Source organism: Colwellia sp. Bg11-28 (assembly GCF_002836245.1).
Taxonomy (GTDB): Bacteria; Pseudomonadota; Gammaproteobacteria; order Enterobacterales; family Alteromonadaceae; genus Colwellia; species Colwellia psychrerythraea_A.
This window is the reverse complement of the sequence record NZ_PJBA01000018.1, coordinates 972995-995516: the sequence shown is the minus strand read 5'-3', so window position 1 is coordinate 995516 and position 22522 is coordinate 972995. Positions and strand designations below refer to the sequence as shown.

Below are 22522 nucleotides of genomic sequence, written 5' to 3'. Positions count from 1 at the left end.
CCTAATGTTAAAGATGAACAATACTTTTAAATATGCACCTATCGCTCTTTTGTTAATGGCTGGTGGTTTACAAGCCAAAACCATTAATAAAGAGTTTACTGTTGCCAATGGCGGTTTACTGAAAATTGCGACTGATGTTGGTGCTATTGATATTGAAACGCATGCAAAAGAAACGGTACTTGTTGAAGTCGAAATCACTGGAAAAAATGAAGACGACATGGAAGTCAGTTTTAAAAATAATGGTGACGATGTCACCATTAAAGGTGATTTCGATCGTAGTGGCTTTAGCTTCGGTAATAACCATATAAGAGTCACCTATAAAGTTACTCTACCGCAAACTTATAATGTAGATCTTAATACCAGTGGTGGCTCTATCGAAATTGAAGACCTTGAAGGTGAAGTAGACGCTTATACCTCAGGTGGTTCGATTTCATTAGAGGATATACAAGGCAATGTTGATATTAAAACCTCAGGGGGCAGTTTAGATCTGGATAATATCATCGGAAAAATTGATGCCCATACCTCTGGTGGCAGTATTGAGCTTAAATTACCAACAAAACCGACCAAAGATAGCAAGGTCAAAACTTCTGGTGGTTCTATTACTGCTTATTTAGTTAAAAATGTAGCTGTAAACCTTTCGGCTAAAACGAGTGGTGGGCGTGTATCAAGTGAGTTTACCGTTGATGGAAAAATCACTAAACGCTCAATTGAAGGTACTATCAATGGCGGCGGACCTGAGTTGGTATTAAAAACCAGCGGTGGAAGCGTGCGTATAAAAGAGATATAACGTAGACATTAAATCTCACCCTATTTTCAATGCCATTTTCAAAGCGTAATAGTTATCTATTACGCTTTTTTTATGTAAAAAATATGACTCAGCGTCAATAATGCACCCTGATAATTCAGTTATTTCCCGCTCAGGAAAAATTCACAGACAAGACATAATATTGAGTAGGTAAAAAATTGCATTATATTGAATTATAACTAATATATAACTAATATATAAGTATATGAAGAATATATTTCAGAGGTGAGCTCTCATCTTAATAAAAGGAATTACTTGGGATGACACTTTTAGATAAAGGATTAGCTCAAGGTGAAATTGATACCGGAATATTGGTCTTAAATCTCAATGGCGAATTAGAGGAAGTAAATGAACAGTTTCTCGCTATGACAGGATTTCTAAAAGAAAATGTACTTGGTCAAAATATAGATGAAATTGATAACTGTTCGGCAAAGAAAATATTATCAGGGAAAAGTGCTATTTATGGACATTATCATTCAATGCTCACTCGTAAAGACGGTAGTAACCTCCCAGTAGAAACTTGCTACTTTCGCCAGCAGACTCAAAATTCAGAACAAATATTGCTATTTATTCAAGAAAGCAATTATGCCGAACTAACAAAAACTTCTATCATTGAACAAATATTCGATCATACCAATGAAGCGATCATTGTGACTGATAATCAAGGATTGATACAAACGGTCAATAAAAGCTTCTCAAATATAACCGGGTACAGTGAAGAAGAAGTTATAGGTAAAACACCTGCCATTTTAAATTCAGGGAAACAGGATAAATATTTTTATAAAAAGTTTTGGCAACAAATAATTGACCAAGGTTCTTGGCAAGGGGAAATTTGGAATAAACGTAAAAATGGGGAAGTGTATCCTGAATGGTTAAATATCAGCAGTATTAGAAATAAAGAGAGTCAAATTTCTAATTATATTTGCCAATTTACAGATATCACCAATCGAAAAAAGTCCGAAGAAGAGCTGCACTTTCATGCCTACCATGATTCATTAACTAGTTTACCTAACCGGCATTTACTTTTTGAAAAATTGAACCATTTATGCGTACTTCATCAAGAACAACCGACCTATTTCGCTGTGCTTTTTTGTGATTTAGACCGCTTTAAGATGATTAATGACTCGCTTGGTCATGATGTAGGGGATGAGCTTTTAAAGAGTGTTGCTAACCGGTTTGAAGCAAAGTTACGAGATAATGACATTATAGCGCGTACTGGTGGAGATGAGTTTATTGTTGTTATTGAAGGCGAGAAAGCACTAAAAAATCTAGACAAAATATGCTTGCAGATACTCTCTCTTTTTGAAGTCCCTTTTCAAACTAAATATGGTGAATTTAAGACAACAATTAGTATTGGCGTTAGCCAATTTCCTTCAGATTCTGAGGATGTGAGGGAGCTTATTTCATTCGCTGATGTTGCTATGTATAAGATAAAAAAATCAGGAGGTAATCATTACTCATTTTTTGATGTTAAAGAGAAGGCTCATATACAGCAAAGGCTAGAGCTTGAGAGTGAAATTACCCAAGCGATTGAAAAAGATCAATTTGAAGTTTGGTACCAACCACAAGTAAATACAAAAACCCACGAAGTATATGGTGTTGAGTGTTTAATTAGGTGGAATTACCCTGAGCAAGGGTTAATCCCTCCTGATTTATTTATTCCAATCGCTGAAGCTAACGGATCTATTAAAGAGCTTGGTTATTTTGTTTTAAAAACGGCATGCCAGCAATTAAGACAGTGGCGTATTAAAAATATCTTTACTGGGGTTATGGCAATTAATGTTTCACTACGACAATTTGAACGAAATGATCTTCTCGCCCAAGTGAAAAAGACATTAGTAGATGAAATGTTACCTGCTGAGTCTATTGAACTTGAAGTGACAGAATCACTCTTCTCAGAAGACAATAACTACCATACCCCGATTTTATGTGCCTTAAGAGAGTTAGGGGTTAAAGTCGCCATTGATGACTTCGGTACTGGGTATTCCTCCTTACAACGTTTGAAAAGCTTACCTATTGATAATGTAAAAATTGATAAGTGTTTTGTTGATAACATTGAACATTGTCCTGAAGATGTTGCGATTGTGATGGCAACCATTTTGTTGTCAAAAACGTTTAAGGTAGATGTGATTGCTGAAGGAATAGAAACACAAGAACAAGCCGATAAATTAAGTGACTTAGGTTGTTTCAATCAACAAGGTTATCTCTACAGTCGGCCTCTTAGAGCACATGATTTTCAAGTTTGGCTCGCTGACTTTTCTTTAAAAAACAATGAAATAAAAACACTTAAAGCGATAAATCACTTATGAGTCAAATAAGCTTACCAAATCATCCCGATGTTATTATGGTTTACCAAGACCGTGATAGCGTAGAGCCGGCTATTCAACAAATAATGGAATTAGAGCTTTCATTTAAATCTTACAAATATAATCCAAAAAAGTTGCATGATATAACGTTAATGAAACCTAAAGTGTTATTGCTAGCGTCTAACAATGTTAAAAATACCATCCAATTTTATATTAATTATTTAGAAGAGTACGAACAAAAAATTGCGCCACATAGTGCTATTTTACTCATTAGTAACCGTGAAACTTACCGTGCTTATTTAGCCTGTGAAAATGGCCTATTTGATAACTATGTCATTATCAACCCGTTAAACAACCCTTATCGGTTAAAGCTGGTTTTGTTACAAGAATTACAGCTAATAGAAAACCATAAGAATAGTAGTTTAGAGCAGCTTATTTCAGAAGGTGAAGATGAACTGGCGTCTTGTATAGAACACGGAGTCGCCTTGAAAAAATCATTTACTCAGGAAGTAAGTAAATGTGAAAATGAGATTTTATCGGCAACAAATGAAGCGCTAGATAATAAGGAAGCCAAAGCGGTTTTACAAAATTTAATAGGACTCTCGGTTGGCGACATTAATGAAAATGTTTCGAGTAGTATTCAAAAAATTGTAGACCAATTAATAAAATTAAAAGCCAATAATCAGTCAATAAAGCAGGGAATTGAAAAACTCCATATACCGAAAAAGAAAACAGTTATTGGTGTTAATACGGATCTATTAACTACAGAGGATGCTGAAAAGGCATGTCTTAAAACGTCTCGCTATAAAATACTAATTGCAGAATCTTCTGATTTATTTACCAAAGTGATTGAGGAAATATTTGCTGACACGGTATTTATATATGCTTTAGTCAATGACGGACAAGCAGCACTAGAAAAAATCCGAACCTTCAAACCAGATGTAGTGCTATTAGCCTACGACTTACCAATAATTAATGGCCTAGAAGTTACAAGATTGATTCGTGAAGAGGGTAATAAAGTACCTGTGATTGCGTATGCCCATCATAAGGATAAATCGGTCATTAAGCGTTGGATCCCATTCGGACTAAGTGGTTACCTAATTAAACCATTGAAGAAAAGTGCCATTTTAAATAGCGTGACTAAAGCGGTAAAAAATCCGATAGAGATTATCTCTCATCATAAAGTAGCCGATAAAGTTGGTATTCAATGGATTGCGGAATATTCTATTGGCAATATAGAAATAGATGAACAGCATAAAGTGCTCTTTACTATGATTAATGACTTCTTCCATCAAGATAATAAGGAGGCTGCAATTATGCTCTTTCAAAGTTTATCCTCTTATATTGATTTACATTTTGAATCTGAGGAAAACTTATTAAGACAAATTAATTACCCCGACACTGAAGGGCACATTAAGAAGCATGGTGAATTAAGAGAAAAATTTCACTTACTACGAGGTAAACTCGATGATTATGATCTTGATGTACACCATAAAATAGCCATGTTTCTTTATAATTGGCTAGCTAAGCATATCTTAAAGGCTGATATGGAATATAAGTCTTATGCTTTATCTATAGAAGAATCGAGCTTCAAATAGTTGTGTTAATTAATATTCAATGCTTAGCCAACTTTTGGTTTTATTATTGATAGAGCATTGCTCTTATCATCAATCACTTTTTGAGCATAATGCTTAGGGGTGATTCTAGCGATATACTTAAACTCTCTGGTCATGTGCGCCTGATCGGTGAAACCTATGCTTAGCGCTAAATCGGCTAGTGCTGTTTCCGGATGAAGTTTAAGTACTTTTAACGCATTTTTGACTCGTGATATTCTTTGATAATATTTTGGCGTCATATTCAACCATTTTTGAAAGTGCCGTTCAATTTGCCGTTGGCTTAAAAGCACATGATTACTCAACTCCCCTGGTGATTTTTTATCTTCTAATGCTTTTAAAGCTGACATTAAAGGGGCAGGGATATTATCAATTGTTAGTAGCATGGTATTTAACCATCGATAAAATACCACAATACGGGCGTAATGGCCTTTTGCTTGCTCAAGCTGATTACCAAGTGTTTGCAGTGAAAGAATATTAGTTTCAGATTTCTTTATCTGGGTAGCTTGCTGATAAATGTTGCCTAAAATGGCAAAACTCATTGCTGGATGAAAGCGAACGCCAACCACCACTGCGCCGGGAGGTAAGGTAATTGTTTGTGCTTGTTTACTTACTGGCAGCAGCACGCCACCGGTAGAAATTGATAGGTCATTTAACTGTATTGGCTCACTTAGATTAAACAAAAATCCACTACAGGCATCACTGTGTAGCCATCTTTTTATGTTATTTGGGCTATGTATAGCAACAGAAGTTGACCACACGCCTTGTACAATAGAAGCTAAGCGTCCCTTAGGTTGGAATAATGTAAAATCTAAATGCTCTGGCACGCTTAGCGGACTCCTTAAAGATGCTTTTTAGCTCAATCCTGTTTTAAATCGCGTTAATTGGCATCGAAACTGCCTACGGCTGGCTTAAATGCTTTGGCAATACGATTCCAACTACTAATGGCATTAATCGCTATGGTTAAATCAACCAAGGTTTGCTCGCCTAACACTTGCAAAACGGATTGGTATTCAATATCTGTAGCGGGTTGGTCTGATACAATAAGTTCTGCCCATTGTAACGAGCATTGTTCTTTTCTTGAATAGCATGTCATATCACGCCAAGCGTTTAAGCCATAAATACGATCGAAACTTTCTCCAAGTTTTAGTGCGTCTTTGCTGTGCATATCAATACACAGTGCGCATTGATTAATTTGTGAAACTCTTATTTTTACTAATTCTAATAGCAGTTTATTCCCTTTAAATGCTTCATCAAGGTAGCTCTCTTGGTTTAATAAAATATCCATCGCTTTAGGCGAGGTGGCAAAGTAATTTAATCGTGTAGTCATGGGCTTACTCCTTTTTAAAAAATAATCATAAACTCTGGAAAATGATACTTATTGAATAAATTCGACATGTATTACTTTATTATTAACCGTTGTGACGATATCCATATTGGATAATTATTAAGTGGCTAAAAATAACGAGTATCAATTAAAAAACTTTTTAAATTGATATCATTGTTGAAGGCCATTATCTCATTGAAGTCTCATGTATCGCTCGAATCATAGTGATGAAATATCTGAGTAAATTATATTTTTATAGACAAGTTCCTATATTTGATTTCTTTTTCGTGTATAAGTGTACGATGCTCAGCTTATTACACTCCAGAGGAATTAAATGGCTTCAATTAGTAAAAAAGTCTTACTAGGTTATTTGTTAGTTTTAATTGTCGCTATTGCGGCTTCAGTAACTTTGTTTGGTGCTGCGAGTGAAGTAAAGCAACGAACTAGCCAGTTCATTGGTGCAACCTTGCCTGAGTTAAGTGATTTACAACAAGTGAAACAATCATTAGATGCTATACAAATAGCGGCGTACGGCTTGTACGGAACTATGATTGAGGCGAATGAATTCTCTAATGTAATAAATGAAAAAAAGCAACGTCTGGACCAATTATTGATGGCAAATGGTGCATTATCGTCGCACCAAGAATACCGAACAATAGTTGAAGAAATTAATGAATTAGTTACCGTAATGACTCAACTTCAGCGTGTTATGACCGCTGATGAAGTTGATTGGGATGGCGCGCGAGCTATCTTAGTCGAAGTTGATACGCACTCAAGAAATGTTTCTGAAAAGTTAACCAAAATAAGTAAAGATGTTAGCCAAGATGCGAATAATAGCTCGACAGCAATCTACACTGAAATCGCTGATATTCAGCGACTAGTATTAGCTCTGCTTGCTAGCATAGTGACAGTCGCAGTAGTTGCTTATACCCTTTCCCACAAAAAAATAGCTTTACCTATTCGAGAATTGGCTGAAGAATTGGATCAGGTAGCAAAAAACTATGATCTAACAAGGGTTGTACCAACACTCTCTAATGATGAAATTGGTCTTGCTGCTGATAGTGTTAACCGTCTACTTAAAGCCTTTAATAGTGGTATTACTGATGTCAGACATATCGCTAATAACATAAATGAGTTGGTCGATGTACTGGGTTCCACTTCTGAAAATGCTGATGTACAAGTTAATTTATTAAATGAAAAAATAGAGTTGCTGTTATCAAGTATGGTGACCTTAGAAAGCCAAATCTCCAATGGTTTTGAACAATCAAATAGTGCAGCTGAACAAGCCAAAGAAGGTGCGCAAGCAGTTGAAAACGGAGCACAACAAGTAGCTAAAACGTCGACAAGTATTTCTTCATTAGCGAACAATATTGAAGCGTCCTCAGAAATGTTAATTGAGTTACGTAAATCGGGTGATCAAGTCTCTACTGTAGTAAGCACCATTGCAGGTATTGCAGATCAAACAAACTTACTAGCGCTCAATGCTGCAATAGAAGCAGCAAGAGCGGGTGAGTCTGGTCGAGGTTTTGCTGTTGTTGCCGATGAGGTTCGAACTCTTGCCACACGTACTCATCAGTCTACGATTGAAATTAATACTATGCTGGCTGGTATTGTTGGCGCTATTTCTCAAATCGTTACTTCTATGGAAAGCAACCAAACGCAGGCTGATCAAGCCGTTGCGTTGTCACAAAAAACAGTTGAATCTCTGTCATTAATTCAATCAAGCATCTTGAGTTTAAGTAATGTAAGTACTGAAGTGGCCAGTCAGGCCGAGCAATCACATCATCAAGTGGTAGATATGCGCTCATGGGTAGAAGACTTTAAAACCGTGGGTGATGCGGTGTGCCAAGGCAGTATGGAAAGCCGAGACACCTCATTGAAAATGACAGAGTTAGCGATTAGCTTTAACAAATCTGTTGAACGATTCCGTACTTAATCGTGTTCTATACCCAAGCCACATGAAGATGCAGTTTTGATCATGAGTCGCTCAAGCGTCCTGAAACACGCATCTTCAAGTGGTTTGGGTATAAAGTCAGCAGTCACACCGTAATAATCAGGATATTAGAAGTATTCGGCCTGTTGTTGATAGCAATCTTTTATATGCTCAATTAACAGGCGTACTTTTTGAGACTGATGTTTGGTATAAGGATATACCGCATAAATGCCTAATTGACGGCCATGAAATTCAGGTAATAATTGCACTAAGTCACCCTGTTGCATATCATCATAAACACTACAGCGTGGCACATAGACAATGCCGTATCCTGCAAGAGCAGCTTTACGTAAAGCTTGTGAGTTATTAGTAGCAAAGTTTCCTGAAATTTTTACATAATAGGCTTCATCTGACTGACTAAAATACCAATCATGCGCACCTTTGTCTTGATAGGTGTAAGCCATGCAGTTGTGTCGGGATAATTCTTGAGGTGTTTGTGGGGTACCATGCTTTTCAATGTAAGCTGGCGCACAACATACGATCCAATTTGACTGCAGTAGCGGTTTTGCTATTAAACTAGAGTCACTTAATACACCCGTTCTAATTGCTAAGTCTTGTCCTTCTTTAATCAAATCAACAAACTCATTTTCTAAGCGCATTTCAACACTTAATTTGGGATGTAGCTGACAAAATTCAGCAACCGCTTGCGCGAGTATTAATTCCCCTGAAATGGTTGGTACTGTCATTTTTATGGTGCCAGATAGACCTTCACTAAAACTACTAACGGCACTAACTGCATCATTTACTTGCTTATTAATATCCTTAGAGTGGCTGTAAAGTATTTCGCCTGCCTCCGTTAAACTTAATCGTCTTGTTGTTCTATACAACAATTGAATGCCTAAGTTTTTCTCAAGTTTAGATATTTTTTTACTCAGTGCTGCTGGTGATATTTCTGCCAACTGGGCAGCTTTATTGAAGGATTTAGCTTCAACAATTAATGAAAACAAAGCCAATTCGCTAGCATTAGGCATCTATTACACTCTTTTAGTTAATAATGAATTCATTATAGCGCTATTCATAAATAATGTCGTTAGGGTTAGATTGTATACCCAAGCTACATGAAGATGAATATTTCAGCTGGAATTAGAAATGCCTTTAGGTAAGGGTTTGATAGAAGATAATGGTTGTTCCCTTGTCGAAATCAATAACACAGCATAAAGCATTTCTAAACCAGCCCTACGGGGATGACTGAGCAAAACATGCACTTCGTTGCCTCCTTTTTTAAGGGAATAACCCTTAATACAATGAGGCGCCATGAGCATGAATCGCTCAGGCGTCCTGAAACACAAATCTTCAAATAGCTTGGGTATATAAAACTATAACAAAGCACCTACTGAAAATGAAAGTAGGGCGAGGATAAAATATGTCAATTACACTACAAGCTTTACTCGCGTTTATGCCGATTGCACTGTCGGCAATATTACTTATAGGGCTTCATTGGCCAGCAAAAAAGGCTATGCCTGTTGTTTACACCGTAACAGCAGCTATAGCCTTTTTTGCCTGGGAAATGAGCTTTAATCGAATCGTTGCCAGCTCCCTTCAAGGATTAATGATCACCATTGCTGTTTTGTGGATCATTTTTGGCGCAATAATGTTGCTCAATACCTTACAGCACTCTGGTGCTATTTTACGTATAAGGGCCGGTTTTACTAATATCAGCCCAGATCGCAGGGTGCAGGCAATTATTATTGCTTGGCTCTTTGGTTGCTTTATTGAAGGCGCATCAGGTTTTGGTACACCTGCGGCCATTGCTGCACCTTTACTGGTGGCTATTGGTTTCCCTGCAATATCGGCGGTGATGATTGGTATGATGATTCAATCAACACCGGTGTCATTTGGCGCGGTAGGTACACCCATTATTATTGGTGTTAGCAGCGGCTTAGATAAGAGTAATCTTACTGAGCAATTAATTGCTAATGGCAGTAGTTGGGAGCAATTTTTACGATTAATAACCTCAGAGGTTGCCATTGGGCATGCCATTGTAGGTACGTTAATGCCACTTTTCATGGTGGTGATGTTGACACGATTCTTTGGTCAGAATAAAAGTTGGAAAGAAGGTTTTGAAATTGCTCCTTTTGCAATCTTTGCTGGCTTAGCTTTTACCGTCCCTTACGCATTAACGGGCGTTTTTCTTGGTCCTGAGTTTCCTTCACTAATTGGCGCATTGGTCGGTATGGCTATTGTGGTACCGTTAGCAAAACGTGGCTTTCTTATGCCAAACAAGGCATGGGATTTCGCACCAAAAGAACAATGGCCTGCTCACTGGTTAGGCAAAATATCATTTAAACAAGATAACAGCGAAGCTAAAAAATCAATGTCGTTAACTAGAGCGTGGTTACCGTATTTACTTGTTGCAATAATCCTTGTGCTTAGCCGTGTTTCAACTGAATTTAAAGCGTTATTAAAGAGCCTTTCATTTGGTTTTAGCAACATTCTTGGTGAAGTAGGTATTAGTGCGAGTGTTCAGCCTTTATATCTACCTGGTGGTATTTTGTTCTTTGTTTGTATTCTGACATTATTTTTGCATCAGATGAAATTCAAACAAGTAGTAGATGCAGCTAAACAGTCAACGACTACGTTAGTGGGCGCCGGTTTTGTACTTATCTTTACCATCCCTATGGTACGCATATTAATCAACTCAGGTGTTAATGGCGCTGACTTAGCAGCGATGCCGGTTGCAATGGCAAGTTTTGTTGCGCAAACGTTTGGTGATCTATACCCCTTGTTTGCGCCTAGTATTGGTGCCCTTGGTGCTTTTATTGCAGGTTCAAATACCGTGAGTAATATGATGTTAAGTCAGTTTCAGTTTGAAGTTGCTAATGCACTGTCTGTTTCAGGTGCCTTACTTGTCGCTTTACAAGCTATAGGTGCAGCTGCAGGCAACATGATAGCTATTCATAATGTGGTAGCAGCTTCCGCAACTGTTGGTTTATTAGGGCAAGAGGGTAGAACATTGCGCAAAACCATATTACCAACTATTTATTATGTAATAGCTGTCGGCGTGCTTGGGTTAATTGCTATCAATGTATTCAACATTAGTGATCCCTTACTCGGCTAAGTAATGGGCTAATTAAATAGCCATCAAAAACTTGCAGACAGGCTTGTCCTAAATTATGCCTAGGTTTGCAAGTTTACATACTCGTGCAGCTATTTATATAAGGTAGCTACTTCAACAGTTTTGAAATGATTGATTAACGCTATTTTTTGAAACTGTGATTTATACCAAACGGAATAGTTTATTGGTCAGCTTAGAGTTACATTAGCGAGCTTAAAACAAACAAAATGAGTTTAGCATAGTTAGTCTATATTTCATTCGTTTTGTGATGTTATCAGTTTGCTAATGAGCTCCCGAAGGGCGAGTTTAAAAGGTTTACATGCAGCGTTATTGATTTTGACAAGGGGACAACCATTCTCTTCAATCAATGCCTTACCTCTAAACCTTTTAATTCTCGCTAAGTGATCAATAAATTAGCCCGATTGGTATTACAATAATAGAGAGCAATCTATGCAACAACTTAATACTCAGCATCTCCGTGACTATCCTAAAAAACCAAAGCAGGTTTATTTATTTGGTACATGTATAGTTGATAGTTTTTTTCCAGATACGGGCATGGATGCTATTGAATTACTTGAGCGCGAAGGCATTGAGGTAATTTACCCACAAGGGCAAAGTTGCTGTGGACAGCCAGCCTATAACTCAGGTTATAAAGATGAAGCTAAAGCGGTAGCGATGGCACAGGTGAAACAATTCCCTCTGGATATTCCTGTCGTTGTCGTTTCGGGATCTTGCGGTGGCATGATGCGTCATCATTATCTCGATTTGCTTGGTGATGATCCTAAAATCAATAACTTTTGTCAGCGTGTTTTTGAATTTACAGAATTCTTGGTGCATGTACTGCGTTTAAAACCTATCGATCAGGGCCCAAAAGAGCGGGTTGCGTTGCATACGTCTTGTGCGGCTAGAAGAGAAATGGGCGTGCATATCACTGGCAATAAGTTGATTTCTCAACTCGCGAACGTTGAGTTAGTCATACATGATTATGAAAGTGAATGTTGTGGTTTCGGTGGTACGTTTGCAGTAAAACATGCGGATATATCGGCCGCTATGGTTGCTGATAAAAGTAAAAACCTTGTAGCAACTGATGTTGTTAGATATATCAGTGCCGATCATGGTTGCATGATGAATATAAATGGCGCGCTTGATTATCAAAAACAGTCATTACGTGGTGAACATATTGCGAGTTACTTACTTAATCGTATAAAAGGTAATTCGTCTAAGGGGTCACTATGAAACATATTATCGAAGAAGAAAGTAAATATGCAGCATCAGCTAAAGCCTTTCGTGCGAACGTTACCCGAGATCTCGGCAATGAAGAACTAAGATCGAACTTCAGGGGTGCGATGGATTATTTGATGGATAAGCGTAAAGGCGCTTTTTCATCAGAAGATGAGCTTGAAGTATTACGCGAACAGTGCAAATTAATTAAGCAGCGTTGTTTGGCTAAGTTACCGCTCTTACTTGAGCAATTAGAAGGTAACCTTGAAAAAAATGGCATTAAGGTGCATTGGGCAGAAACGATTACTGAAGCAAATGAGATTATTGCTCAGCTTATTGCCCAAAAAAAGGGGAAGTCAGTCGTTAAAGGCAAATCTATGGTGTCAGAAGAAACGGCACTCAACGACTACCTTGAAGAGCGAAATGTAGAATGTCTTGAGTCAGATATGGGCGAGTACATTGTGCAATTGGCCAAAGAGCACCCGTCTCATATTATCATGCCAGCTATCCATCAAAACAAAAAACAAGTGGCTAAACTATTTGCTGATAATATCGAGGGTTTTGAGTACAGCACCGATGTTGATACCTTAATTCAGCAAGGAAGAGAGGTGCTCAGGAATAAATTTTGTCAGGCTGATGTGGGTATCTCAGGTGTTAACTTTGCTGTAGCGGAAACGGGCACACTGTGTTTAGTGGAAAACGAAGGTAATGGTCGTATGTGTACCACTATTCCTGATTTGCATATAGCGATAACAGGCATAGAAAAAGTGATAGAACACTTGGCAGACGTGCCACCGCTGTTAAGTTTGTTAACGCGAAGCGCTACCGGACAAGCCATTTCAACCTACTTTAATATGATCAATTCACCTCGAAAGCCTGGTGAAAAAGATGGCCCTAAAGAAGTGCACTTAGTTTTACTTGATAATGGTCGTAGTCAAGCCTTTGCTGATGAAGAGTTAAAGCAAACGTTACAATGTATTCGTTGTGGCGCCTGTATGAACCATTGCCCTGTGTATACCCGTATAGGTGGTCATGCTTACGGAACCGTTTATCCTGGTCCTATTGGTAAAATGATTTCACCGCATATGTTGGGACTTGAAGCGACGACTAATTTACCAACGGCATCAACCTTATGTGGAGCTTGTGGTGAAGTTTGTCCCGTTAAAATCCCTATTCCTAAAATATTATTACGTTTGCGCCAAGAGAGTGTAAAGCCTAAATCTCAGCAACCTCAAGTGATGAAAGGGCAGGGAGCAGGTCGTAGTAGTGTGGAAGCACTCATTTGGAAAGTATGGGCACAAGTGCATAAGTCACCAAAATTGTATGCCTTATCAATGTGGGGTTTAACACGCTTTCGCTTTTTGATGCCTAAAAAATTAGGTGGCTGGACAAGTGTTAGAACGGCACCTAAACCGGCAGCAACGACTTTACATCAGCGTATTAATGCTAAACAAAAAAAAGCGAAGCAATCACAGCAAGAGCGAGGCTAACCTTATGACAAACACAAAAGCAGATATCAAAGCAGTCAGTAATACCGCGCGTGGCAATATTCTTGCTAAGTTGAAAGCGGAGGTCAAGGGGGCAGATTATGAAAAATTGCCTGAAGAAGTCCCTTATAATTACCCTGAATTTAGTCGTGAAGAAAATTTAGCTCAGTTTATTTCTGAACTTGAGAAAAACCATGCTCAAGTGATCAAAACAACTAAAGAAAATATGGCCGAGGTTATCAGCGAGCAGCTTAAGGCACTAAATATCTCTAAATTGCTTTATGGTGAAAATGATTCTCACCGTGAGGTTATCAATGCACTAGATGGCAAAGTAGATCTACAAGTCTATGATTTTTCAATTGATAATAATAAAGAAATGCTCTTTAATGAATGCCCAGCCGCTTTATCAAGCTCGCATTGCTCAATTGCTGCAACAGGTAGCATAGTCTTATGGCCAGACGAAAATGAGCCACGAAGCTTAACCTTGGTGCCGCCAGTTCACTTTGTTATTGTCGATGCCAATAAATTATATGCTGACTTTGGTAGCTTAATGACTTCGCAACAATGGCAAGATAAATTACCGACCAATGTTGTCTTAGTATCAGGACCATCGAAAACTGCTGACATTCAGCAAACGTTAGCTTATGGTGCTCACGGCCCGAAAGCGCTTATTGTTTTATTAATAAATATTTAATAGTTAATAGTTAATTTGGGAAGATTTTATGTTACCTGAGCATTATCAATTGCTTGCTAAGCAAGTGGCAGAGTTTATTCCTGCATCACGTATTATTACCGATTATACTCGACGTTTAGCTTATGGCGTTGATGCAAGTTTCTATCGCTTAGTACCACAATTAGTACTTATTTTAGATGACGAAGCTGAAGTGGTAAGGGTCATTAAAGCTGCAGCACAAGCAAAGTTACCGGTAACATTTAGAGCTGCTGGTACCAGCCTTTCGGGTCAGGCCCAATCTGACTCAATTTTAATTATGCTCACTAATAGCTGGCGTGACCATGAAATATTAGATCTCGGTCTAAAAATCAAACTGGGACCTGGCGTGATAGGTGCTGACGCTAACAAGTATTTATTACCTTATGGACGAAAAATAGGCCCTGATCCTGCTTCAATTAATACCTGTAAAGTTGCAGGTATTGCCGCTAATAATGCCAGTGGTATGTGTTGTGGTGTTGCACAAAATAGTTATCAGACGCTTGATAATATTCGCCTTGTTTTACATGACGGTAGCATCCTTGATACCGCTGATGAAGCAAGTATTTCAGCGTTTAAAACTAGCCATACCCAATTATTAGAACAGTTAGATACACTGGCTACTAAAACTCGTAGCGATGGGACGTTAAGTGCGTTAATTAAGCATAAATATCGATTAAAAAATACCACGGGTTATGCTATTAACTCCTTGGTTGATTTTGAAGACCCTATCGATATTTTGGCACATTTGATGATTGGCTCAGAAGGTACTTTAGGTTTTATTTCTTCGATTACCTATAACACGGTCATCGAGCATAAATACCGTGCTTCATCGATAGTGTTTTTTCCTGATATGCAAACAACTTGTTCTGCGGTAAGCGCGCTAGCTGATGCAAATGTGTCTGCGGTTGAATTGATGGACAGAAGATCGTTAGCTTCAGTAAGTGATATGAAGGGCTTGCCTGAATTTATTAAAACACTCGACCAAGATGTTGGCGCATTACTGATTGAAACGCGTGCAGCCAATCAACAGTTATTAACCGAGCAAATAGCTGACTTAGAAAGTCTATTAAGCGACTTTGAACAAACGAATGTCATCAAATTTACTGATGTTGCGAGTGAGTACTCACAACTGTGGGCCATTCGAAAAGGTACCTTCCCTGCGGTTGGCGCCGTAAGAGAAACAGGTACGACTGTTATCATTGAAGATGTTGCTTTTCCTGTTGAACAACTTGCAGATGCGGTTGCCAAACTACAAGGGCTGTTTGAAAAATATCATTACGATGAAGCCATTATCTTTGGCCATGCTCTTGATGGTAATTTACATTTTGTTTTCACCCAGGATTTCTCAACGCAGTCAGAAGTAGACCGATATCAGTCATTTATGGATGACGTTTGCCAGCTAGTGGCAGTCGATTACCAAGGTTCATTGAAAGCTGAACATGGTACTGGACGCAACATGGCGCCATTCATTGAATTAGAGTGGGGCAAAGAAGGTTTTAGTTTGATGCAGCAATTAAAAGCCTTATTTGACCCAAGTTATTTATTAAACCCCGGCGTTATCATTAATGATGACCCGTTAGCTCACATTAAAAACTTAAAAAACCTACCGGCAGCACATGACATTGTCGATAAATGTATTGAATGTGGTTTTTGTGAGCCGGTCTGTCCTTCAAAAGGGCTGAGTCTAACACCAAGACAGCGTATTACCACCTATCGTGAAATTAGTCGTTTAACAGCCTCAGGTGATAACCCTCAATTGTTAAGTGAACTTGAAAAAGACTTCAACTATTTAGGTATAGATACCTGTGCAGCAACAGGTTTGTGCGCGGATCGTTGTCCTGTCGGCATTAATACCGGTGACCTTATTCGAGATCTTCGCAATGTTAGAAATACTAAGTACCAAGGGGTATCGAAAAAATTAGCGAATAACTTTGCCAGCATAGAAAAAATGACACGGGTTTCCTTAGCCATTGCTGGTTTTAGTCAACGCCTACTAGGTAATACTGTGATGGGCGGTTTAACGGGCACCGTGCGTAAATTGTCAGCGAATAGTATTCCACTATGGAGTAAGTACCTGCCAAATAAAGCTAGTTATCAGCCCAAAACGATCCCAGACAGCAATAGTGCTAAACCCAAGGTTGTTTATATACCCAGTTGTGCCAGTAGAAGTATGGGACAAGCGGTTGATGCAACTGAGCAACGTTCGTTAACTGAAGTGACCTATGCTGTTTTAGCAAAGGCAGGTTTTGACATTATTAGTCCTGACTTCACTGGTGAGTGTTGCGGTATGCCATTTAATAGTAAAGGTATGTTTGATGAGGCTGAACAGAAAAGAAGTTCACTGTTAACCAAGCTAACTGAGCTGAGTGAAAATGGTAAATATCCAATTTTAATTGATACTAGTCCCTGTAAATCAATGTTACTTGAAAATACAGCCGCCACTGCAAATTTATCTATTTATGAACCAGTAGGTTTTGTTGCGGATGTATTGGCTGAACATTTAGCTTTTAAGCAATTAAACGATACTATCATGCTGCATGTCACTTGTAGCAGTAGACGTATGGGCTTAACCGATAAAATGGAGCAACTTGCTAAGTTATGCAGTAATAATGTTGTTATTCCTGAACATATTCAGTGTTGTGGTTTTGCGGGAGATAAAGGTTTTACCACCCCAGAGTTAAATGAAAATGCTTTAGCCACCTTAAAAGAGCAAGTACCATCAGGCTGCTCTGTGGGTTATAGCAATAGTAGAACCTGCGAAATAGGTTTATCGCATCATGCAGGCATAGATTACCAATCCATTCTTTATTTAGTGGATAAAGCGACTACTGGTCATCGAGCTTAAGGGATTATTATGGAGATACCCCAATAAGGGTTATCTCCTACCTATCAAACAACTGTAAAAGTCATTTTCAAAAGTCTAATCATTCGCGATCGAGCATTATGAATTCATTATTGTTACTATAGACTTATTCAACCTAAGTTTACTCAGAGAACGTCATGTCAAAGCGTACTTTTTTGCCACACGGAAGTAGCAATATAACGGTAGATAATGATCTTATTACTGTGGATATTGCAGGACCTTGCAATACAGAGTTTTTTGAACGTATGGAAGAACAAATAACGTCCTTAAGACCACAGTTAAATATGAATAACTATACTAGCTTAGTCATACTTCGTAATGAAGCACTGGCAACACCTGAGGCAATGGCCTATTTCACTAATTATTTAAAAGCAGTTCAAGTACGCGCTGTAGCCATCAATCTTCAGTATGCCGATAGTCCTTCAATTACAGAGGATATTTGTAAAAAAGCGTATACTGAAGCGTGTGTGAAGCATCGTTTTTTCTCTGATAACGTTAGTGCTAGTAGCTGGTTAAGAAAATGTATGGCGACTACTAAATAAAGGTCTAGCGGAGGTTAATGTGGTTATTAGCATTACGTTTAGGTGCACTTCATTACCCCTTGATAAATCGCAGATTTAAAACTTTGGAAATATTTGATTTCTTCCTGAATTCTTCGCCTGATATAAGTATTTGTCTGCGCTGTTGATTATCTCATCAATGCTTTGATTGCCATTGAATTGTTCAATACCCATACTGACCGTTACTTTAATTTCTTTATCTTCATAATCAACTAAATGGTTTTGCAATTTTTCTTGAATTTTTACAGCCAAAACATTGGCATTTATCGCGAGTGTCTGCGGTAAAATAAATAAAAATTCTTCTCCACCCCAGCGAGCGACACAGTCTTGTTCTCTTATATTATTGGTAAATATTTTTGCAAGTTCTATCAACACTGCATCACCAGCATTGTGACCATATTGGTCATTAATTTTTTTAAAATAATCAACATCGCATATGATGATGGATAATGGTTCTTTACTACGTATCATTCTCGCTTGTTCTTGTTTTAAAACACCGAGTGCATCACGACGGTTGGAAAGTTGAGTTAAGGGATCGAAGTGGGCAAGCTGTTGGTATTTTTTACTTAATTCTAAGGTGTGTTGATAAGATCTATTTCTTGAATATTCATACAAAGCTGACAGAAAGGTAACGGTTAAAAAAGAATAGAGTAAGCGTAATTTAAATTCAGTACTGTAGTTAGCATGAGCAATAATATCTGTTGGCATAAACATTAGGGTACTTATGATTGAAACGAATACTGCAATATCAATCAAGCCGCGCTTTAAACCATGAATAAAGACTGAAACAGGGGCTACAATAAATATCCATAAAGGTCCTGTATTCTCAACACCACCAGAGTAAACAAGATAGAACATTAATAAATAGAGAGAATAGAGAATAATAGCGGAACTTAATGCGACATTGTTGTGTTTCTTATAAGCATAATAACCAAGGAAATAGACAAAAGAGGCGAAGAATAAACTCGCAGCTAAAATGAAATTGTTGTTGAATAGCCCAATGAGTCCCATGACGGCAGTAATTGACATACCCACCAAGGCAAATAAAGAAACAACATGGGCTTGTTGAAATTCTTCATTATCGAGACTATTTATTGGGGGTTGTTCATCCAAAGAACTTAATCCTATTAGTGAAATAACAAGAGGTCACAGGATAATTTAGCATAACACTTTTGTAATAAATACTAAGGTGCACTTTTTTATAAAAATACAAGTGTCTCTAACACTCGGATTAAAGGTAATCGTGACAATATTAGACGTGGGCATGAATCATTAATTAACGAAACTTATCTCACTGATTTAATCACAACGCCTACAACTGACTACAACCTGCAGCTAGCTATTAATCAGCTCGGACAACCATATTTCTTCCATTTTTCTTACCCATATAGAGCGCTTTATCTGCACTTAAAATAATTGCGTCAACGGATGTTTTTTGCTTAGGAGGAATAGTAACAACCCCTATAGTTAAGGTGACAAAGTTACTTGTTTTAGATTTTTCATGAGGAATTTTCATCTTTTCTATAGCAAAACATAAACGTTCAGCAACCAGAGTCGAGTGTTCTACGGATGTATTGGGTAGGATAATTGCGAACTCCTCACCACCATAACGACAATTGGCATCTGTCATTCTTGCTACGTTAGTACCAATACATTCTGCTACTTTTTTCAGACAATTATCACCTTGCTGATGACCGTAAAGATCGTTAAATAGCTTGAAGTGATCAATATCGCAAAGAATGAGAGATAATGATTGCTGTTGACGATAATGTCTATTTATCTCTGTTGTCAGTTGTTTATCAAAGTATCGGCGATTATAAAGCCCTGTTAACCCATCTTGATAGGTAAGTACTTCCAACTGTTTATTGGCGGCGATTAAGTCACTCGCTTTTGTATTTAAGGATGCTGTTTTTTCTTCAACTTGTTCTTCAAGTGCTAAAACAAATTGCTTCTGCCTGGCTATCTCTGTTTGTTGTAAACGTGTTCTAAAATAAATAGAAATGAATACAACAAGCAGTGTTAATAGTGCATATAAACTATATGCCCACCAAGTCTTCCAAGGCGGTGGCGAGACATACAAGTTAATAGAGAGTATTTTTTCCCCCCACTTACCACTGCTGTTCGTTGCTTTGACCAAAAATTTATATGAGCCACCATCTAAGTTAGTAAAAGAAGCGACATTTCGATTGCCAATATCAATCCAATTATCATCATAGCCTTCTAACTTATAAGCATACAAATTTTTACTCGGGGAAATGAAATCTAATACTGAGAATTCAAAAGAAAAAAAGTAATCAATATAAGAAAGCTCAATATCAGTTACATAAGAATAAGGTGTTTCAAGTTTTACGGAGTGTCCCATTTTATTGAACCCCGTTAAAATAATATTGAACTCGCTATTATTAGCTTCAATAGCCGATGTGTTAAAGAATTCAATACCTCTTTGGCTACTAGTGAAAAGTGTTTCATTTCCACCCTTAACCAGGCTATTTGGATAGTAATTTAAACCTAATAAGCCATTGTAACTGTCAAAGTTAGTTACTTTTCCAGATATTGGGTTTAGTTTTGAAATACCTTTATTTGTTGTCAGCCATAAATGACCACTATTATCATCTTCAATTGCACGTATCAAAGAAGTAGGTAAGCCATTTTTTCTACTAAAATGTTTAAAACTATTTGTTTTAGGCAGGTATAAGTTGAGGCCTTTTTGGGTGGCAATCCAGATCCCTCCATCTTTAGATTGATGTATATCCTGAACTATTGTTCCCAATAAACTATCTTTGTTATTATGCTCACTTTTAAATGAAATAAACTGTTGGTTACTCTCATCCCAAAGGTTGACTCCATCGCCCGTACCAACCCAGATGTTTTGTGCATTGTCTTTAAATATTTCCAATACTTCCGGATGAGATAATCCGAAAGAATCGTCTAAATGATTAAAAGATTTCGTCAAAGGATCGTAGCGATAAACACCGTTTTTATAAGTACCAATCCAAAGCTTGCCATATTTATCAGTATTGAGCGCTCGTAACTCTCTGAATTCGTTATAGCTTGGATCAGATTTTGGATATTTTAATAACTCAATCTGCGTAGTTTTCAAGTTAAATTTTGCTAAACCATCATCCTGAGCAATCCATAAAATATTATTGTCATCTAGAAATATAATGGGCTTTTCTAATAGCCGATTTACCCCATAACCATTTTCATTGCTAAAGATTGGTGCTGATAGTATTTCTAGTTTTTGTGAGGATATTTGCCATTTAAATAATTGAGATGATGATGAGACAATCAGCAAATCACCATTTGCATCAACCGTTATACCATTTGGTGCAGTTAGCGCAGAACTGTTAATCGATTTAAACTTACGATGAGGCACTATTTTATATATACCGTGAGTTTCGCTAGTAACCCATATGGTTCTCGAACTGTCTTCGAAAATTATTCTCAAGCCGTTATTATTATCAAGTACAAACTGTTCAATTTGAGGACCTGAGTTTGATTGTCGAAACAAGCCCTTACTGGAGACGAACCAAAGATAGCCTTCTTGATCCTCAATCATAGAATTGACTTGACCTAGGTATTGATCATCAAGGGTTTTTAAAGGTGTAAAAAGACCGCTTTGTTTATCGAAAGTAAAGGGGCCTTTTTGTGTACCGACATAAAGCTTGTTTTTTGAAGTTTTTAAAATACTTCTAATTTCATTTGCCCCCGTGGGGGTAGGGTTATCTGGGTCAGGGAAAAAATGAGAAAAAGTTTTATTATTTTTATCATATAAATTCAAGCCAAAACTAGTCGCAACCCATAAGCTTTGCTTATCATTATCTTCTATATCCCATATTCTATTATGGGATAAACCTGATTCTATCTCGTCACCTTTCTCAATATGCTCAAAATTGTTATTGCCAAGATATCGATTTAAGCCATGATCATATGAGCCTAACCAAATAGTACCTTCTTGGTCATGAAATAAAGATTGTATGCGGTTAGATGAGATAGAATCGACCCGGAGAGGATCGTTAATAAAATGCTGAAATTTTCCTGTTTTTGGTTCATAAAGATTAGCGCCTCCCCCCCAAGTACCAATCCATATTCTTCCGTTACGATCTAACATGAGATTGCCAGCATCATTATGGGATAAACCGTTTGAACTCATACTATCAAATTCAAAGAGGGTTATTTTCCGGCTATCATAACGCATAACGCCATTTTCGGCAGTGCCAAACCAAAGTAAGTCTTGGTTGTCCTGAATGATCGAATATATCTCAGAAGAAACAAAACCCTCGTCTTCAGTTAACAGCTCCACAGAGTACTCATTAGTAAGCTCTAAAGGATGCTCATTACTATAAGTTGGAATAAAAACACCAACAAGCAAGATAATAAAATACAGAAAGCGATTAAAAAACAATGAAGTAGATCTCATAGACGTTAAAGCTAAGGGATAGCACAAAAAAGCAACACAGGTATTATTTTAGTTTATTTATCAGACTATTACTATGATAAAAAATTGATGCTGTGTTTATTACAAAATTATATTTTAAACGAAAAATAAGGAATAAGAGGGCAGGTAAATTAGCAGTACT

At 37.6% G+C, this 22522-nt stretch carries 15 protein-coding genes; 10 read left to right on the top strand and 5 right to left on the bottom strand.

Going from position 1 to position 22522, the window contains the following annotated elements; genetic code table 11:
- Window positions 1-4: 4 nt before the first annotated feature.
- From CXF79_RS21475 to CXF79_RS21465, 3 genes are all read left to right on the top strand, one after another.
- Window positions 5-787, top strand: coding sequence for a DUF4097 family beta strand repeat-containing protein (locus CXF79_RS21475; protein WP_101157804.1), 783 nt, complete (start codon window positions 5-7; stop codon window positions 785-787).
- 278 nt (window positions 788-1065) lie between these two features.
- Window positions 1066-3114 (top strand): GGDEF and EAL domain-containing protein, encoded by a 2049-nt coding sequence (locus tag CXF79_RS21470; protein WP_101157802.1) that lies wholly within the window; start codon window positions 1066-1068, stop codon window positions 3112-3114.
- On the top strand, window positions 3111-4709 hold the full coding sequence (locus CXF79_RS21465) for a bacteriohemerythrin (protein WP_101157800.1): 1599 nt from the start codon (window positions 3111-3113) through the stop codon (window positions 4707-4709). Before CXF79_RS21470 ends, CXF79_RS21465 begins: the two co-directional genes overlap by 4 nt.
- 23 nt (window positions 4710-4732) lie before the next feature.
- Here the strand turns inward: CXF79_RS21465 and CXF79_RS21460 are convergent, their stop codons facing one another.
- Window positions 4733-5551 carry a helix-turn-helix domain-containing protein gene (locus tag CXF79_RS21460; protein ID WP_101157798.1) on the bottom strand — a complete coding sequence of 273 codons (819 nt, stop codon included), beginning with the start codon at window positions 5549-5551 and terminating at the stop codon, window positions 4733-4735.
- A 53-nt stretch (window positions 5552-5604) separates the two neighbouring features.
- On the bottom strand, window positions 5605-6054 hold the full coding sequence (locus CXF79_RS21455) for a carboxymuconolactone decarboxylase family protein (protein WP_101157796.1): 450 nt from the start codon (window positions 6052-6054) through the stop codon (window positions 5605-5607).
- A gap of 331 nt (window positions 6055-6385) precedes the next feature.
- On the opposite strand from CXF79_RS21455, the gene CXF79_RS21450 reads away from it, so the two are divergent.
- Window positions 6386-7987: a methyl-accepting chemotaxis protein gene (locus CXF79_RS21450; RefSeq protein WP_101157794.1), complete on the top strand. Its 1602-nt coding sequence runs from the start codon at window positions 6386-6388 to the stop codon at window positions 7985-7987.
- 125 nt (window positions 7988-8112) lie between these two features.
- Here the strand turns inward: CXF79_RS21450 and CXF79_RS21445 are convergent, their stop codons facing one another.
- A complete protein-coding gene (locus tag CXF79_RS21445) occupies window positions 8113-9015 on the bottom strand; it encodes a LysR family transcriptional regulator (protein ID WP_101157792.1) in 903 nt (300 codons plus the stop codon).
- 392 nt (window positions 9016-9407) lie between these two features.
- Here CXF79_RS21445 and CXF79_RS21435 point away from each other — a divergent pair, with 392 nt between their 5' ends.
- The 6 genes from CXF79_RS21435 (at window position 9408) to CXF79_RS21410 (ending at window position 17924) form a co-directional block, all read left to right on the top strand.
- Window positions 9408-11102: an L-lactate permease gene (locus CXF79_RS21435; protein ID WP_101157788.1), complete on the top strand. Its 1695-nt coding sequence runs from the start codon at window positions 9408-9410 to the stop codon at window positions 11100-11102.
- A 447-nt stretch (window positions 11103-11549) separates the two neighbouring features.
- Window positions 11550-12335 carry a (Fe-S)-binding protein gene (locus CXF79_RS21430; protein WP_011045414.1) on the top strand — a complete coding sequence of 262 codons (786 nt, stop codon included), beginning with the start codon at window positions 11550-11552 and terminating at the stop codon, window positions 12333-12335.
- Window positions 12332-13810: a LutB/LldF family L-lactate oxidation iron-sulfur protein gene (locus CXF79_RS21425; protein ID WP_011045413.1), complete on the top strand. Its 1479-nt coding sequence runs from the start codon at window positions 12332-12334 to the stop codon at window positions 13808-13810. The genes CXF79_RS21430 and CXF79_RS21425 overlap by 4 nt, the downstream gene beginning before the upstream one ends.
- Before the next feature lie 4 nt (window positions 13811-13814).
- On the top strand, window positions 13815-14501 hold the full coding sequence (locus CXF79_RS21420) for a LutC/YkgG family protein (RefSeq protein ID WP_011045412.1): 687 nt from the start codon (window positions 13815-13817) through the stop codon (window positions 14499-14501).
- A gap of 28 nt (window positions 14502-14529) precedes the next feature.
- A complete protein-coding gene (locus tag CXF79_RS21415; protein WP_101157786.1) occupies window positions 14530-17364 on the top strand; it encodes an FAD-binding and (Fe-S)-binding domain-containing protein in 2835 nt (944 codons plus the stop codon).
- 155 nt (window positions 17365-17519) lie between these two features.
- The gene (locus CXF79_RS21410; protein ID WP_101157784.1) at window positions 17520-17924 is read left to right on the top strand and encodes a hypothetical protein; all 405 of its coding nucleotides are present in this window, start codon (window positions 17520-17522) and stop codon (window positions 17922-17924) included.
- Window positions 17925-17999: 75 nt separating this feature from the next.
- Here the strand turns inward: CXF79_RS21410 and CXF79_RS21405 are convergent, their stop codons facing one another.
- Both CXF79_RS21405 and CXF79_RS21400 read right to left on the bottom strand, forming a co-directional pair.
- The gene (locus CXF79_RS21405; protein WP_232769279.1) at window positions 18000-19055 is read right to left on the bottom strand and encodes a GGDEF domain-containing protein; all 1056 of its coding nucleotides are present in this window, start codon (window positions 19053-19055) and stop codon (window positions 18000-18002) included.
- 229 nt (window positions 19056-19284) lie between these two features.
- The gene (locus CXF79_RS21400) at window positions 19285-22362 is read right to left on the bottom strand and encodes a ligand-binding sensor domain-containing protein (protein ID WP_101157782.1); all 3078 of its coding nucleotides are present in this window, start codon (window positions 22360-22362) and stop codon (window positions 19285-19287) included.
- Between the last annotated feature and the right edge of the window lie 160 nt (window positions 22363-22522).

What these genes read in the sequence shown, in the direction of transcription:
- CXF79_RS21475 (WP_101157804.1), top strand. Translation starts at nt 5, where the DNA reads ATGTTAAAGATGAACAATACTTTTAAATATGCACCTATCGCTCTTTTG.
- CXF79_RS21445 (WP_101157792.1), bottom strand. Translation starts at nt 9,015, where the DNA reads ATGCCTAATGCTAGCGAATTGGCTTTGTTTTCATTAATTGTTGAAGCT.
- CXF79_RS21465 (WP_101157800.1), top strand. Translation starts at nt 3,111, where the DNA reads ATGAGTCAAATAAGCTTACCAAATCATCCCGATGTTATTATGGTTTAC.
- CXF79_RS21470 (WP_101157802.1), top strand. Translation starts at nt 1,066, where the DNA reads ATGACACTTTTAGATAAAGGATTAGCTCAAGGTGAAATTGATACCGGA.
- CXF79_RS21400 (WP_101157782.1), bottom strand. Translation starts at nt 22,362, where the DNA reads ATGAGATCTACTTCATTGTTTTTTAATCGCTTTCTGTATTTTATTATC.
- CXF79_RS21410 (WP_101157784.1), top strand. Translation starts at nt 17,520, where the DNA reads ATGTCAAAGCGTACTTTTTTGCCACACGGAAGTAGCAATATAACGGTA.
- CXF79_RS21415 (WP_101157786.1), top strand. Translation starts at nt 14,530, where the DNA reads ATGTTACCTGAGCATTATCAATTGCTTGCTAAGCAAGTGGCAGAGTTT.
- CXF79_RS21450 (WP_101157794.1), top strand. Translation starts at nt 6,386, where the DNA reads ATGGCTTCAATTAGTAAAAAAGTCTTACTAGGTTATTTGTTAGTTTTA.
- CXF79_RS21430 (WP_011045414.1), top strand. Translation starts at nt 11,550, where the DNA reads ATGCAACAACTTAATACTCAGCATCTCCGTGACTATCCTAAAAAACCA.
- CXF79_RS21420 (WP_011045412.1), top strand. Translation starts at nt 13,815, where the DNA reads ATGACAAACACAAAAGCAGATATCAAAGCAGTCAGTAATACCGCGCGT.
- CXF79_RS21425 (WP_011045413.1), top strand. Translation starts at nt 12,332, where the DNA reads ATGAAACATATTATCGAAGAAGAAAGTAAATATGCAGCATCAGCTAAA.
- CXF79_RS21455 (WP_101157796.1), bottom strand. Translation starts at nt 6,054, where the DNA reads ATGACTACACGATTAAATTACTTTGCCACCTCGCCTAAAGCGATGGAT.
- CXF79_RS21435 (WP_101157788.1), top strand. Translation starts at nt 9,408, where the DNA reads ATGTCAATTACACTACAAGCTTTACTCGCGTTTATGCCGATTGCACTG.